A 15,447-nucleotide genomic window follows, 5' to 3' on the forward strand; every position below is an offset into this window, starting at 1 on the left:
TCTTTTTTCATAAACTGTAAGCAAATATAAAATTGTAAATAATAATTTTAGCTAGCTAAAACGTCACAAATACGTTGACAAGCATTACCATCTCCATATGGATTATATGCTTTACTCATCACACAATAACTCCTTTCATTCGTCAGTAATTCTGTTAATGATGCAGTAATTAGTCCTACGTCAGTTCCGACTAGTTTCACTGTTCCGGCTTTGACAGCCTCTGGCCGCTCAGTTGTATCACGCATAACCAAAACTGGTTTACCTAGGCTAGGGGCTTCTTCTTGAATACCACCTGAGTCAGTTAAAATAACATGTGCTCGGTTCATTAAATATACAAACGGTAGGTATTGCTGAGGCTCAATCAAGTGAACATTCTCAACACCTGCAAGAATACGATTTACAGGCTCTTGTACATTAGGGTTTAAATGTACAGGGTATAATATTTGTGTTTCAGGGTGTTTTTTAGCAGTTTGAGCTAATGCTTCACAAATACGCTCAAAGCCACCACCAAAGCTTTCACGTCTGTGGCCTGTAACTAAAATAAGTTTTTTTGATTCATCTAAAAATGGGAATTGTGCTGCTAGTGTCGAGGATAAGTCTTGATCTTGTTCTATTTGTGACTTAATCATTAATAGTGCATCAATTACTGTATTTCCAGTTACGAAGACATTTTCTGCACTGTAGTTTTCAGTTAATAAATTATGCTTAGATGTTTCAGTCGGTGCGAAATGGAACTTTGTTAAAGCACCTGTTAACTTGCGGTTTGCTTCTTCAGGCCAAGGCGAGTAGATATTACCTGTGCGTAAACCTGCTTCGACATGACCTACAGCAATTTGCTCGTAATAGGCTGCTAGGCTTGCAGCAAATGTCGTGGTGGTGTCACCATGCACTAACACCACGTCAGGCTTAAATTCTTTTAATACTGGAGTGAGCTCCAACAGAATTCGACTGGTAACTTCTGGAAGGGTTTGCCCTGCTTTCATTAGGTTTAAGTCGAAGTCTGGGGTAATTTTGAATAGCTCTAAAACCTGATCTAACATCTCACGGTGCTGTGCTGTAACACATACTTTAGCGTCGAAGCGCTCGTCAGCAGCTAATGCGTGAACGAGTGGGGCCATTTTGATTGCTTCTGGCCTAGTGCCGAATACTGTAAGAACTTTCACAGGTGTTCCTTTATTTTGTTAATTCGTTTTTGCCTTTGAAGTAAGTTCAAAGACTATTTTCTTTCGCGATGTAAAACCGCTGCTACCTCTTAGACCCTGAAACGAGTTCAGGGTGGCCTTTTCTGTCACCATAAAGACGACCTACATATGGTATTTAACGCGTCATGAAGTCGCTGCTACCGAATATAGGTTTTTATTGTCGCCATTAATGACTACCTAAATTTGATATTTTACGCGATGTAAAATCGCGGCTACCGAATATTATTTAAATAGTCGCCGTAAACGACGTCCTACATTTGGTATTTTACGCGATATGATATCGCTGCTACCGGATATCATTTTAATTGTCGCCGTAAACGACGAGCTACATTTGATATTTCACGCGATATCAAATCGCTGCTACCGAATGTCATTTTAATTGTCGCCGTAAACGACTACCTACAAGTTTATTTATCTGACTTATACTCGTAGTTGTAATAGCCGTAATAGCCGTAAGCATTACTTGCCTTTTTAACGACACCGTTGAATACCACACCTTTTACATCTATGCCGTTTTGTTCAAAGCGGTTACGTGTAAGCTCTAGCTCTTTTACATGGTTTTGACCAAAGCGTGTTACTAGTAATGTACTGCCTGCGTGTGCACTTACAATTGCAGGGTCGGTTACTGCTAGAATTGGTGGAGTATCTATAATGACTAAATCGTACTTCGCGCTTACTTCTTCTACTAATTTTGAGAAGTTTTCGTGCATTAATAACTCTGATGGGTTGGGTGGTATTTGACCACGGGTCATTACATCTAAGCCTTCAACCTGACTTTGTTTTGTAGCTTGCTCTAGATTAATTCTGCCAGATAGGTAGTCACTTAGACCGTTGTCCCATTGCATACCAAATTGTGTTTGCAAGTAGCCTTTTCGCATATCGGCGTCGATAATAAGTACTTTTTTGTCGCTTTGCGCTAAGACAGTTGCAAGGTTTACTGAAATAAATGACTTACCAACACCTGGGCTAGGGCCTGAGATTGCGATTACGTTGTTTTTAGCTTCCATCATTGCAAAGTGCAGGCTGGTGCGTAAACTTCTCAATGCCTCGATTGAAAGATCCGCAGGGTTGTCAATTGCTAGTATCGACTTGGCTTTAGCGGTTTTACCTTTTCGAGCTTTTGCAAAGCCAGTGAGTTTAACCTGATATTCTGAATAAGGCACACTGGCATAAACTGGTAAACCTATCGCTTCAATTTCACTTGGGTCTTCAATACCTTTATGAATTGCTTTTTGAATCAGTACAATAGCTACTGCTAGCATACCACCTAACATAGTTGCCATAACAAAGATTAAGGCTTTTTTAGGTTTAACTGGCTTTGACGTATTTACTTCAGCAAGGTCAATCACACGTACATTGCCTACAGTGCCCGCACGAACAATGTCTAGTTCTTGAGTTTTTGCCAGCAACAGTGTGTAAATCTCATTGTTCACCTCTACGTCACGCGTTAAGCGTAAAAGTTCTTGCTGTGTTTCTGGTAACACTTGCACTTCAGCTGCTAAGCGGCGTTTTTGGTTTTCAACCGCGTTAATTTGCTCAACGGCTGCTTGGTAGCTTGGGTGGCTTTGCTTGAATTTACGACCTAACTCTAGCTTTTTAAGTTCAAGTTCTTGTAATTGCGTTTCAAGCTTAACAAGCTGTCTTAGTACGCCTTCGGTTTCAAGCGTAATATCAACTGATTGCTGCTTCACTTGGTAATCATTAAAACGTTGTTCAGCAGCTTCTAACTGCTTCTTCACTTGCGGAAGTTGATACTCTAAAAAGTCTAATGACTTCTGTGCTTCGGCGCTATTGCGCTCAACATTTCTACGAACATAGATGCTTGCCACTTTATTTAGAACAGCTTCAGCATAGTCAGAATCAGCACTTTGTAAGCTTAGGTTGATAATACCTGAGTCTTTACCTTTTTCACTAGCACCAATGGCAGTTTGCAAATCAAGGATGGTATTTAAGCGATCACGCTTAGTTAAGGTAAACTCAGTGTCTGGGCGAGCAATTAATGTTTTCAATGTTAATGAAAAGGCGCCGTTTGATACCTCTTTACCTACTTTACCTTTTAGAATACTATCGCCATTGCTCGTTAATAATTCAAATTGGTTATTTGCTAAGGCAACTAAAGTAAAACCAGTACCGATTGCATTTGTTGGCACTTCGAATTTAAATATTTCAATTATCTCACCGCCCCAAGCATAACTAGACGCACCAAAACTTGGCTCTGCTAACTCACCTTCTTGCATAGGTGTAAATTTACGAAATGCTCTGCCTCCAATCACTGGAAATAGTTTTGGTTCAGCGACAATATCTAATTTTAGGTTGTCGACAGCTTCACCGATGATACTGCGAGATTTTAACAGTTCGATTTCAGTCACTGCAGCAGAAGTGCTTTCGAACATACCGCCTAGCTCGTCAAAACCAGGGACTGAGCCACCTTTTTCTTCTACCTGGATCATAGCTGTGGCTTGGTAAATAGGCGTGCTAAATACCGCGACCGCAACACCAACAATCATGAATAAGGTAGTAACAGCAATAATGAACCATTTACGGTCGAGTAAAGCGCCTAACAAGGCCATTAAATCGATTTCTTGCGCTTGTTCTGTGGATTGCTTTTGTTGCGAGCCACTTAATAGGTTTGATTGAGCATTCATTGACTCTTTCATCCTTATAAATACTTCTGCCAAGCGCTACACGCGCTATCGATTAATTCGTAGACATGTTCAAAGGCTTCACGGCTTTGTCGATAAGGGTCTGGTACTTCTTTGTCGCCTAACCATTTACCAAGAAGAAATGTTTTGCCGCGTGCTTGGGGGTAGCGGGTACATAAGTCTTCTAGATGACGTTTCTCCATCACCAAGATCACACTGTTATGCGTTACTAGGCTTGTGCTGATTTGCTTACCTTTATGCTCTGACATATCAACGCCATGTTGCAAGGCTAATTCTTGTGCAAAGCTATCAGCTGACTTTCCTTCAAGAGCAGTTAAACCTGCAGAACTCACTTTGACATTTTTGCCCGCTAACTTGCTTTTCAAAACATATTCAGCGGTAGGACTTCGGCAGATATTACCTGCACATACCATTAAAACACTATCGAACATACTGGTTTGCCTACTACTGGTTATCTATATCTTGTAATCTATCAACGGTTGTTAACGCCGGTAACAACAAGCTAATTACTTTGTTCCAACGTGCAAGTGGTGCACTAGTAACATAAACAATGTCTTGCGGATCTAATTCGAATTGCTCTGCTAGCACTAATGCAGCAACATTCTTTGCATGCAACTGATACACGTCAGCAATTACACCGTCTTTCTCAAGGTCACGTTTGCGAAGAACAAAAATACCATTGGCGTCAGCTGAGCGCTCGTCAATACCGCCAACCTCACTGAGCGCTTCGGCTAAATTCAAGCCATAACGATTCACTTCTACTGTGCCAGCGCGTTTTACATCACCCAATACATAAACATTTCTTTGGTCGTTACGTGTTACATGTACAATATCGCCGTGCCGCAATAAACGGTTTTGAGAAATGTCGCCTTTGGAATAAAAGTCATCTAAACGAATAACTTCGGTTTCATTACCTCGGGTAAATGTCACTGTTTTCCAGTCAGCACGTTCATTTAAACCACCTGCTTGGTTTAGTGCATCAATTAAGGTTAATGGCGTTTCGGTCACAGGGTAAACACCAGGCTTTTTCACTTCACCTGTAACATAGGCTTTTTGGCTTCTGAAACCGACTACTTTTACGTCAATTTGCGGATCTTCTATAACACGACTTAAACGCTTTACCAGGTCTTCACGAACTTCTGCGACTGTTTTACCGGCAGCCTGTACTTTAGGGGCATATGCGTAGGTGATTGTGCCGTCGGCTTGTACTCGAAAGCCATCAAATTCTGCGGTACGCTGAACGGCTGCAGGAATCGTTAACTCTGGATGATCCCACACGCCTATAGTGAGTACATCACCCACACCAAGTTTGTATTCATAATTAGAAAGATCGAGTCCAGCAATATAACTATTGGAATTAGATGCGCCAATTTCAGCTACATTTTTTTTATTAAAGTCTTTTTGTTGGGAAATAAGAGCAGAGTCAATGAGTTGGATATTTACTTTTGCCAATTCCTTCTCAAGATTCTCGGTTTGTTCACCTTGTTTTAGTCCTTCAAAATGACCGCCAGGTATAATTGTACAGCCACTCATTGCCAGTAAACATGCTGATGCAATGAAAGTTTTATAGCGTTGCGCCATTCGTTCTTCCTAAAATCGTTCTTGTTAGCCTTGTCTAAAGCCTTTATATTAAGCTGAGTAATTAAACCACTTGTAGATTTTGTTAGCAAGTAATCGTCGTGTGAATTTTTTTATTAATAAAATAATCGGTAGGGTCGTGTTAGTTGTTATTTATTACGGCAGAATTTAGATTAGCTTATTGCGCTAAAGTGCAACCTACATCAAACTAGTTATTATTATGCGATATGGAACAGTTGTTACCTAGTATTTGAAGTTCTTGAAGGCCGGTATCTGTAACCCCAAAAAAGTTACATTTAGACTAGATTTAAGTCTACATTAACATCGTAACACATTGTTGTATGTAGTAACTTAAATTGCCACAGAAGTGGATTATGCTTTGGTAATAAGCCTGGACAGCTTCTTTCCAGGCTTCGTATATAGCAATATTATTTTGAATTGATAAAATTAAAGGCGCTAGTCATTAGGTTTAGCGATGCTTTTTCAGAATTTGACTCAACGTAACACCTAAGCTCTGGCGCATTACCAGAAGGTCTTAAATGCACAATATCACCTGTTTCTGCCGTCAATCTTAAGCCATCTGTTTTACAAACAGACTTCGCTTTACCTAACCCTAAGCTTTCTAAAAGCGCATTTGGGTTCTCACTTAGCTCTGCTATCAACACCCTGCTCTTTTCTGTCGCAAAGTCTTTTAACCTATCACTCGCTGTAAAGCGCTGTGGTAAACATTTTAGCAAGCCCGCTATGCTGTCACCCATTGTTGCGACAATCAGCGCTGGCAACACCGCGTCTCTTGTTGGCAGCGCTTTCAATGCTTTACCATTAAACTCGAAATCACTCGCCAGTAAGTAACCGCCATTTGCTTCAAAGCCTGCTACTTTCGAGAAGGTTTTGTTTAAATCAGCAAAGGCTTCTATTACATAAGGTGAGCCAATTTTTGTTCTGGTCACGGTTTTAAAGCTACCAGACAGCTCAATGGCTGTATTACAGCTAACAGGGGTTGCAAGTGCTTCTATTGAGAGCGCTTGACTACAAAGTAGACCTAAGATATCACCCCTTAGCCACTCGCCATCTTCGCCAGCAAGGAGTGGTCTATCTCCATCACCGTCTGTTGAGAACAGCATATCTAGGCGATATTTACTGACCCAATCTTTTGCTCTTTGTTTATCTTCATCTGATACAGCCTCAGTATCGATTGGGATAAATTCATCACTGCGACCTAGGCAAATAACTTCTGCGCCCAATTGCTCAAATAGTGATTTATAAATATCTCTGCCTGCACTCGAGTGCTCATAAATGCCCACTCGCTTACCTGCTAACGTCTCTTCGTTAAACAGGTGTGTATATCGAGTGGTATAAGCCTCTTTTGCTTTATCACTTATCGGTAAACTGATGTCGGCTAGATTCAAGTCAGCAAAATCAAAATCAGCACTCAGAATGGCTTGTTCATCTTGTTTAGTGATTTCACCATCAGGGCGGTAGAACTTTAAACCATTTCTATCAAATGGAATATGACTGCCTGTAACCATAATACAAGGCATATTGTCTTGCATCGCTGTATAAGCAAGCGCCGGAGTAGGAACCACACCGTAATAAACAACGTCTATATTTAGTTGCTTTAAGCCTGCTGCGCAGGCTTTAGCGATATCGAAACTGCTCGGGCGATTATCAATTGCAATGGCCATTGTATTAAATGCGAATTCACTTTTAATACTCTGAGCGAACGCAATTGAAAAGGCTGCACACACTTCTGGTGTAAAATCGGCAACAAGACCTCTGGCACCACTGGTACCAAATGCAATACCACTTGCTTGAATGACTGATTTTGTATTCATGACTTAACCTTTTACTCTGCCATAGCGGTCTTCAAAACGCACAATATCATCTTCACCTAAATAAGAGCCTGACTGCACTTCAATAAGCTCTAAATCTACTTTGCCTGGGTTTTCTAGTGCATGAACCGCAGTAATCGGAATGTACACTGATTCATTTTCAGTCACAAACTGCTCAGTATCATCGATTTGTACTTTTGCGGTACCTGAAACCACAATCCAGTGCTCAGCTCTGTGGTGGTGCATTTGCACTGATAGTTTTGCACCTGGTTTAACCGTGATACGTTTTACTTGGAAGCGCTCACCGTTATCTACTGAGTCGTATTTACCCCAAGGACGGTATACTTCTCGGTGGAATGTTACCTCTGAACGTTCGTCTGCCTTTAATTGGCTAACGATTTGTTTTACTTTTTGAGATTCGTCTTTATGCGCAACCAGAACAGCATCTTTTGTATTAACGATGACTAAGTCTTCAACACCCACTGTTGTCACTAGCTTGTCTTCACCAAACACTAGAGTGTTTTTTGTGTCTACAGATTTAACATCGCCAATAAAAGCATTGCCATTTTCATCTTGCTCAGACACTTCCCATAATGCTGCAAAGCCGCCTACATCATTCCAGTTTGCATCCATTGGTACCACAACAGCATCTTGTGTGTGTTCCATCACTGCATAATCAATAGATTCATCTGGGCATGCTTCAAATGCTTCTTTATCTAAACGTACAAAGTCCATATCATTATTTTGTACTTGCACTGCTTTTTCACATGCTTCATAGATATCTGGGCGAAATGCTTTTAGCTCTTCAAGGTAGCGACTTGCTTTAAACAAGAACATGCCGCTATTCCAGTAATAGTCACCACTGGCAATATATTCTTGCGCTGTTTCAAGGTTTGGTTTTTCGACAAAACTATCCACAGTAAAGCCATGTTCAACCTCAGCACCACGCTTAATATAGCCATACCCCGTCTCTGGCGTATTGCCAACAATGCCGAAGGTTACTAATTTACCTTGTTCAGCTAACAGTTTTGCTTTGTTTACGCTTTCTTGGAAAGCAGCTAGATTTTCAATAACATGGTCAGCAGCTAGAACAAGCAATAGCGCATCTTGATTATCTTCAACTGCTTTGAAGGCTGCCAACGCAATAGCAGGTGCGGTGTTACGACCCACTGGCTCTAAGAAGATACCACTATGTGCCACACCTATTTGACGTACTTGCTCTGCGGCAATAAAGCGATGCTCTTCATTACAAATTAACATCGCGGGTGCATGTTCAAGACCATTTAATCTTAAAATAGTCTCTTGCAACATGGTGTTGTCACCATGTAGTTTTAAAAATTGTTTTGGGTAGTTTCCGCGTGATAATGGCCATAAACGCGTGCCTGAGCCGCCAGCCATGATGATTGGTAATAACAACTTACTAACCCCTTAATTATTTAAATTTCTATAATGATTCACATTTCGACATTAATTTAAATACTAAGATATAGCCTAAAATAAACTTAGTAAAAAAGTTAATGTCAGGTTTGAATGCCTAAAAGTAAGACAAAGATCTGAGGACTATTCTTTAAAAATATGCTCAATTAGTTCATTTGTGACTTTATCCAAGGTAAAGTTATCTTCAATTGTTTTACGCGCACTTTTAGCAACTTGAACATAATTATCAGGAGCACTAATGATATGATTCACCGAGTCAATCAAAGATTGTGTTTCGTAATCTTCTAATAACCAACCGTTTGAATTATGCTTTAAAATCTCAGGCACTCCACCTACCTTTACAGATAGCACAGGTGTTCCATGGGACATGGATTCTAAAACGACATATGGAAATGCTTCATTGAAAGAGAGCAACAACAATAAGTCTGCTTGTCGATAAAACTTATCTATATCAGTTTCAAAGCCTTTCCAAAATACTCTTGCAGACACACCAATTTGCTTAGCATACTCTTTTAAATCACCTAGATCCGGCCCAGAACCCACTATAGTCAAATTGCAATTGCGTAAATGAGCTAAAGCATCCAGAACAAGCCTTTGATTTTTGTTATGATTGACAGCGCCAACCATTAACAAATTGACCATTCCATCAGAAATACTGGATAGATGCACTCTATCGGGTAGATGCACCCCGTTATATATCGTTTTTATTTTATTAGGTGCATAAAAATCTGGTAACGCCCTGTTGCAGACTCTTACAACCAGATCTACTCTCATAAGTAACAGTTTAATTAAGAACTTGCGGGTAATAATCTTCCATAGAGAGACCTGACTATCGTTGATATCACTGTGCTGGACATAAACCCAAAATGATTTTTTTTTAATAAAAACAAACTTGTAAAGTGCTGCATTTCCATTCAAAATAGTAACATCATCTTTACTTGTGCTTTTAATAACTTCTTTCAATGTGGTTGTATCACTGAAAATTTGACTTTGGATGCCTCGTTTCCCTAAAGTCTCAACAAGATTTTCTGCATATCTCTCCTGCCCACCAAACACTTTGGAGAAATTGAACAATCGAACTATCATTCTTTGTTTCGCTATAATAATTGAAATTACTGGGCTGAACCTAAAAATACGTCAGCCCATTTTTGAAAGAAACGATTCCGCTCAAGCAATACTTCATATTTGCTTTATAAAGAGTTAAGTACAACATTAAATTGTTCACTCATATACTCGGGTGAAGAAAGCGCTGCTGGAACGCCGTTTTTACGGTCTGTTTCACTTACAATTTTTCTAAAATCTTCTACGGATAGGCTCAGGTGCTCTAAGGTAGCAACTTCACTTAACTCTCTGTATTCAACAGCTGCAGCAACAGCGTTACTAGCAATAACTGAATTTTCGAAAAGTAACGCCTCATTAACAACCATACCCCACGGCTCATCTTCAGAAAGCAGGATCAAAGAGTCACTTGCCGTGTATAACTCACAAAGCTTTTCAGCATCCATAAAACCGCAGAAAGTAATATCTTCGAAAGATAAATCACTAGCCACTTGTTTCATCTCATTTTCAAGAGGGCCGTTACCAGCAATTAATAAGTGCACCTTTTGAACAGAGCTTAAAGCAGAAATCAGTTTTACAGTTTCTATAACACGCTTTCGAGAGATCAATTGACCAACATAAATAAAGCAAAGACTATCCTTAGCTATATTCAATTGAGCCCTTGTAGCATCTCTGTTACTCTGTAACTCACGTTTTTTTTGTAAAAAAAACTGATTATCGACAGCGTTATTAACGATAGATATCCTAAATTCTGGAACACCGCATGACGTCAAATATTCTGTTGCCATTTCACAAGAAGCAATTAAATGCTTTGCCCCACGATACATCAATCGCCTGAGCTTGCTCACTATACCAACAGATACTTTTGAAGTCGTAGTTATTTCATTCCAAACGATGTAGTCTATCATCAATATTTTACAAACAAAAGCTGCAATGAATGATGTCCAAGAAGCATCACCAATAACCAATACATCAGGCCTTTTAAACAACAAGTAGAGAATTATACTAAACTTAAAATGCAGTATACGCTTTCCATCAGCGCCTTTATTTAAATTGAGAGTAATACCTTTTTGCTGCAAAACATTGTAACTTTTACTGTTTTTTACAGCCCACTCTCTATCCACTTCTCTTTCTATACAAGTTAAAATATCTAACTGACGAATGTCATGTTCATTTGCAAGAGCCTCAAAAAAAGGTACTCTATATGGAGCAACCATATTAGTGAGAAGAGCAATTTTCTTTCCTCTTTTCTTAGCCATTTTTAATTTCTCTTACGACCTTTATGTAGAGCAAGGCTTTTTTTAGCCAATTAATTGGAGACGTTTTTGTTATTATTTTCAGCCAAAAAGCTTCTAACAAAAGTTTGTAACCTAATTTTGCTTTAGGTGACAAGCCAATAGATTCACCACCATGACGGTGATAAATGGTTAGTACTTCTTCTACTAAGTCAAAATGATACCCAGCTAAAGCAATCCTGATCCACGTATCCCAATCTTGGCAACTTGGAAGTGATTCCTTGAACCCTGAAACATCTTGTAAAGCTTGACGTTTTATCAAAACTGATGCCGACATAATATAATTTGTATTCAACAATGCAGACACCGAGTCACCTTTATGCGAAACCTTACTTGTGTAAGACTCTTGTCCGGCCTGGCCTTTTGCTTCAGTCCACGTATAAACGAAACCTAGCTGTGGATCATTACTCTTGTTGATTAGTTCAGCTTGCTTTTCTAACTTACTCGGTAACCATTCGTCATCATCGTCAACCAAAGCAACCCAATCGCCTTTCGCCTTAGATATACCAAGATTTCTCGCTGTGGGCGCACCTGAGTTTTGTTTAAGAGATTCAAATATTAACTTTTCGAAAATTGAGTCAAACTCCTTGATAACCGCAGAATACTCACTTTCCATTCCTGAACAATCGTCAATTACAATAACTTCGTTTGGTAATAAAGTTTGTAAACTAATCGACTTTAAAAGCCTTGCCAGTAAATCAGGCCTTTTATAAGTTGGAATTACAACTGATATGTTCATTGTTTTTTTTCCTATACAAGATAAAGCCCACTAGAAGCAGAAGAGACATAACTGAGTACACAATAACAGCACTATAAGCCGCTCCCTTCAAACCATAAAAATTAATTAATAATGGGTATGTAAAAATAGCGAGACAAAAAGATGGTAGTGATACAGCTAAAAACAGGTTTTTGGGATTTGTTTTAATTAATAAAAATGTGCTTAAAGGTCTATTTAAATTCAGCACAAATATGCCAAAAGTCACGAACAAACCTAACTCGTAGAATTGTTCTGTGTCCTGCTCCGAAACACCAAATACACTTGCTATAAAACGCCCAAATAAAGCAAAAAATATTAACTGACCAGTAGACAATATTGATGACGCCAAAACCAGTTTCTTAAACCTTTTATTACTTTGTGAATTTGAGTTGGCCAAAAGAACTGGAACAAAAGACTGGAAAAACATAGGTATAACAAAAAACAAATTAGCTACTTTATTAAGTACAACAAAAAGCGCCAATTCACTAACCTCAGTATCAAACCACTCTAGAAAAAGAACGCTTGAATTGTAAATACAAAAGGTCATAACACCAGTTAAATGCGCCCAGCCAGAAAAACCTAAAAAAGCAAACTTCAACTTTGAAATATGCTCAACGTCAAATGTTATAGAGAATCCAATCTGTTCTTTAACAGCAAGAACCCATGACAAAGCAACTACAGCGCTCCAAAGAAGATAAATTGTAAAGTAATAACCTATATCAGGGAAGAAATATAAGCTTGAAACTAATAGTAGCAAAATACATTTACTTGCTAGCTCAAATAAAGCAACCTGCTTCTGCTTAAGCTCCATTCTAAAGTATATTCTACTGATCTCGGCAAGCTGAATTTTTTGAGTAATTGCCGAAAAAACAATTGCAAAAAACAACCACTTCGAGTCATCAAAAAAAACTAAAACAATGGCGCCTGCTATGTAATGAACTAACAACTTAAATATATTGAAAGAATAAAATGCGGACAAGTAACTACTTATTTGCCCACTTTTCATCCAATCTTTTTGATATTTAAATAGCGCGGTTTCCGGAGTAATGAAAAATAGATTGAAAAAGAATAAAGCAGATGTTGCAAGACCAAATAGAGCAACATCTTCAACACCTAGAGTATTTAGAACAATCCAAATTGAAACAAGATCAAAAAGCCGAGAGAAAATAGATTCAATGGCGCTATATCCGAATGCCTTTTTAAAATTCATCACACACCATAAAATTGAAACTATTATTCATAACAATGACACATTTAAAGAAGCATAAATTTTTAACTTTAAATTCCACGTGTTCGCTCAGCCTATGCTTTGGTAATAAAAATTGCTCATTATCTTTCAACTTAAGTACACTAGTCACTTCACAGGTTTAATTTCTAGTGAGTTAAATACATCGCCTATGTTCGATAACTGAGAATCCCAAGAATGCTCACTTTCGACAAAACTACGAGCAGCGATTGAAATACCTTCAGAAAATGGTTCGTCAAAATACAATTTCTCGATTTCGGCAACATACTCTTCAGGTTTATTAGCCACTAGCAGCTCTTTTCCTGGTTGGGCATTAATTCCTTCTAACCCGATAGATGAGGTGATAGTAGGCACGCCCAATGACATATACTCTAAGATTTTATTCTGAACACCTGCTGCAAGCCTCACTGGACAGACTGCAGCCAAAGAGCCTCTTGCTTCACATGGTATTGAGTCCACAGCACCTGTAAGCTCAACACCTTTGAAATTTTTGAACTTAACTCGATCTTTTTCTTTGATTCTACCAATAACTTTAAACTTATAGTTTCCTTTACTTAAAAGTAGCGGCATGACATGTTCTGCAAACCAAACTGCGGCATCAAGGTTCTGAACAGAGTATAAGTTTCCAATGAAAATGATGGTTTTTGAGTTGTGTGAAAAGTCATAACTCAAAAAGTCTGTATCAACACCATTTGAGCTAACAATGACTTTGTCTTTGTTTGCTCCTCCATTAGGCAATAGGTAACTTTTATCTATATCACTAACTAAAACTGAATAGTCAAAATTATCTATACAGCCCAATTCAAATGCTCTCAAACGCTTTCTTTCGACTGAATAAATAAAATTCATAATCCCCGAAGTTTTAGATATTTTGGCAACACGATCATAGTTCATAGAAATCGCGTCCGTCATTTCCAGAACCTTGGGTATATCATGCCCTTCTATATACTTTGCAGTTCTAACTAAATGACATAAAGCTAAATCAGCACTCTTGATGTGTTTATCAACAAGTTTTTTAAAGCCAGCGCTTTTGTAATATGCTACCTGCAGAGGGGAGAAATTTAGTACTCCCCAAGCGGTTTTCAAGTAAGACTTCCATTTCGGTAAGTAGTACCTATCAATCGAAGTAAAAACTTTATCATCCGGTACTTGGTAATCCAGATCTTCTTTTTGCTCGCATATACTAACTAAATGCAAATCATATTTTGAACTCAAGTATTTACATATTTGATATATTCTAAGTCTATCACCTCCAATAACTGGATACGGAAACCTAGGAGTAACAACCAATATTTTTTGTTTATTTATCATCAAGTTTACTCCATAATTTTTCAAACTGACATTGAATATTTTCTTCTGTAAACTGCTTAACTCTCTCTAAGCCCAAATTAACACGGGATTGGTTATTGCAATTTAATATGTAATCAATATTTTGACTCATAGACTTTGTACATTTAGGGTCAAACAAATATGCCGAATTACCCACAACTTCTGGCATTGAAGTTGTGTTACTACATGCTATGGGAGTGCCTCTAGACATTGCTTCTAGAAGTGGGATACCGAAACCTTCAAATAAAGAACCAAATACAAACCCTTTTGCATAACTATACAATTTTATTAATTCTGACTCATCGACAAAATCAATAAACTCTACTCGCCCAGACATACCCAGTGACTCTATTAATTTCTCGTATTTTTTATGACCGTCAGCTCTAATTCCCACCACTAATAACTTAGTGTTCATTTTTTCGGCCGTATCCGACTGTGAAAAGGCAGTTATGACCTTATCTAAGTTTTTACTAGGTGAATCCCCTGCCACCGTTAATATATAATTACTTCGTTCTTTCAAGTCTAATACTTGAGAGTCTAACCACTTTGAGGGTATTGAATTAGGAATAACGAATACTTTTAAATTGTCACCATAGTCTCGTCTGATCTCTTCAGCTGTGTATTCAGAGACAGTAATAATCGTATCAGCCTTATTGATGATTAATGGCACTACAAACATTCTGTAAAGCCTACCTAAAGACTGGTATATAGATTGAGATAAGGGTAATTCTTTGAAGCTTCTCATAAATATTAAGTCGTGCACCACCACAACTAACTTCGTATTTTTATTTAAAAAAATAGGGGCTGTATTATAGGGGCAGACCAAATGACTTAATGAATGTCTTTTTGCTAACCAAGGAAGCACTAATTGCTCCCAATAAGGGAAAAAACTGTGACCAGATTTAACCGTTGTTAACTTTGAACTTTGTTGTTTACGCGTAACGTATGCAATGGAGGAGTCTTTAACCGGATTGATCAGCTGCCAAGCAAACTTACCCATACCTCTATACTTCCCAACCATCCAACGTGCGTCAATTCCTACCTTCATT

The 15,447-nt window shown here is 38.5% G+C and carries 12 protein-coding genes; all 12 read right to left on the reverse strand.

Annotated features, from left to right (window positions below; genetic code table 11):
- Positions 1–47: 47 nt before the first annotated feature.
- Positions 48–1,163, reverse strand: coding sequence for a UDP-N-acetylglucosamine 2-epimerase (non-hydrolyzing) (gene wecB, locus ABMY35_RS00915; protein WP_349284633.1), 1,116 nt, complete (start codon positions 1,161–1,163; stop codon positions 48–50).
- A gap of 446 nt (positions 1,164–1,609) precedes the next feature.
- Positions 1,610–3,847, reverse strand: a complete 2,238-nt coding sequence (locus tag ABMY35_RS00920) for a polysaccharide biosynthesis tyrosine autokinase (protein WP_349284634.1) — start codon at positions 3,845–3,847, stop codon at positions 1,610–1,612.
- Positions 3,848–3,861: 14 nt separating this feature from the next.
- Positions 3,862–4,296, reverse strand: a complete 435-nt coding sequence (locus ABMY35_RS00925) for a low molecular weight protein-tyrosine-phosphatase (protein WP_349284635.1) — start codon at positions 4,294–4,296, stop codon at positions 3,862–3,864.
- Positions 4,297–4,309: 13 nt separating this feature from the next.
- Complete coding sequence (locus ABMY35_RS00930; RefSeq protein WP_349284636.1) at positions 4,310–5,446, reverse strand: polysaccharide export protein; 1,137 nt, start codon at positions 5,444–5,446, stop codon at positions 4,310–4,312.
- A 425-nt stretch (positions 5,447–5,871) separates the two neighbouring features.
- Positions 5,872–7,278, reverse strand: coding sequence for a phosphomannomutase (locus ABMY35_RS00935; protein WP_349284637.1), 1,407 nt, complete (start codon positions 7,276–7,278; stop codon positions 5,872–5,874).
- 3 nt (positions 7,279–7,281) lie between these two features.
- The gene (locus ABMY35_RS00940) at positions 7,282–8,691 is read right to left on the reverse strand and encodes a mannose-1-phosphate guanylyltransferase/mannose-6-phosphate isomerase (RefSeq protein ID WP_349284638.1); all 1,410 of its coding nucleotides are present in this window, start codon (positions 8,689–8,691) and stop codon (positions 7,282–7,284) included.
- Between the two features lie 144 nt (positions 8,692–8,835).
- Positions 8,836–9,798, reverse strand: coding sequence for a glycosyltransferase family 4 protein (locus ABMY35_RS00945; protein WP_349284639.1), 963 nt, complete (start codon positions 9,796–9,798; stop codon positions 8,836–8,838).
- 104 nt (positions 9,799–9,902) lie between these two features.
- Complete coding sequence (locus tag ABMY35_RS00950) at positions 9,903–11,030, reverse strand: glycosyltransferase (RefSeq protein ID WP_349284640.1); 1,128 nt, start codon at positions 11,028–11,030, stop codon at positions 9,903–9,905.
- Positions 11,023–11,805 (reverse strand): glycosyltransferase family A protein, encoded by a 783-nt coding sequence (locus ABMY35_RS00955; protein WP_349284641.1) that lies wholly within the window; start codon positions 11,803–11,805, stop codon positions 11,023–11,025. The genes ABMY35_RS00950 and ABMY35_RS00955 overlap by 8 nt, the downstream gene beginning before the upstream one ends.
- Positions 11,774–13,033 carry a hypothetical protein gene (locus ABMY35_RS00960; RefSeq protein ID WP_349284642.1) on the reverse strand — a complete coding sequence of 420 codons (1,260 nt, stop codon included), beginning with the start codon at positions 13,031–13,033 and terminating at the stop codon, positions 11,774–11,776. Before ABMY35_RS00960 ends, ABMY35_RS00955 begins: the two co-directional genes overlap by 32 nt.
- 144 nt (positions 13,034–13,177) lie before the next feature.
- Positions 13,178–14,380 (reverse strand): glycosyltransferase family 4 protein, encoded by a 1,203-nt coding sequence (locus ABMY35_RS00965; protein ID WP_349284643.1) that lies wholly within the window; start codon positions 14,378–14,380, stop codon positions 13,178–13,180.
- A complete protein-coding gene (locus ABMY35_RS00970) occupies positions 14,370–15,446 on the reverse strand; it encodes a glycosyltransferase family 1 protein (RefSeq protein ID WP_349284644.1) in 1,077 nt (358 codons plus the stop codon). The genes ABMY35_RS00965 and ABMY35_RS00970 overlap by 11 nt, the downstream gene beginning before the upstream one ends.
- Between the last annotated feature and the right edge of the window lies 1 nt (position 15,447).

It is taken from the genome of Pseudoalteromonas sp. BZB3 (genome assembly GCF_040104455.1).
Taxonomy (GTDB): domain Bacteria; phylum Pseudomonadota; class Gammaproteobacteria; order Enterobacterales; family Alteromonadaceae; genus Pseudoalteromonas.

Bases quoted from the DNA above. Each gene is read 5' to 3' on its own strand.
- ABMY35_RS00945 (WP_349284639.1), bottom strand. From the start codon at position 9,798: ATGATAGTTCGATTGTTCAATTTCTCCAAAGTGTTTGGTGGGCAGGAG.
- ABMY35_RS00955 (WP_349284641.1), bottom strand. From the start codon at position 11,805: ATGAACATATCAGTTGTAATTCCAACTTATAAAAGGCCTGATTTACTG.
- ABMY35_RS00950 (WP_349284640.1), bottom strand. From the start codon at position 11,030: ATGGCTAAGAAAAGAGGAAAGAAAATTGCTCTTCTCACTAATATGGTT.
- ABMY35_RS00930 (WP_349284636.1), bottom strand. From the start codon at position 5,446: ATGGCGCAACGCTATAAAACTTTCATTGCATCAGCATGTTTACTGGCA.
- ABMY35_RS00935 (WP_349284637.1), bottom strand. From the start codon at position 7,278: ATGAATACAAAATCAGTCATTCAAGCAAGTGGTATTGCATTTGGTACC.
- ABMY35_RS00925 (WP_349284635.1), bottom strand. From the start codon at position 4,296: ATGTTCGATAGTGTTTTAATGGTATGTGCAGGTAATATCTGCCGAAGT.
- ABMY35_RS00965 (WP_349284643.1), bottom strand. From the start codon at position 14,380: ATGATAAATAAACAAAAAATATTGGTTGTTACTCCTAGGTTTCCGTAT.
- ABMY35_RS00970 (WP_349284644.1), bottom strand. From the start codon at position 15,446: ATGAAGGTAGGAATTGACGCACGTTGGATGGTTGGGAAGTATAGAGGT.
- ABMY35_RS00920 (WP_349284634.1), bottom strand. From the start codon at position 3,847: ATGAATGCTCAATCAAACCTATTAAGTGGCTCGCAACAAAAGCAATCC.
- ABMY35_RS00960 (WP_349284642.1), bottom strand. From the start codon at position 13,033: ATGAATTTTAAAAAGGCATTCGGATATAGCGCCATTGAATCTATTTTC.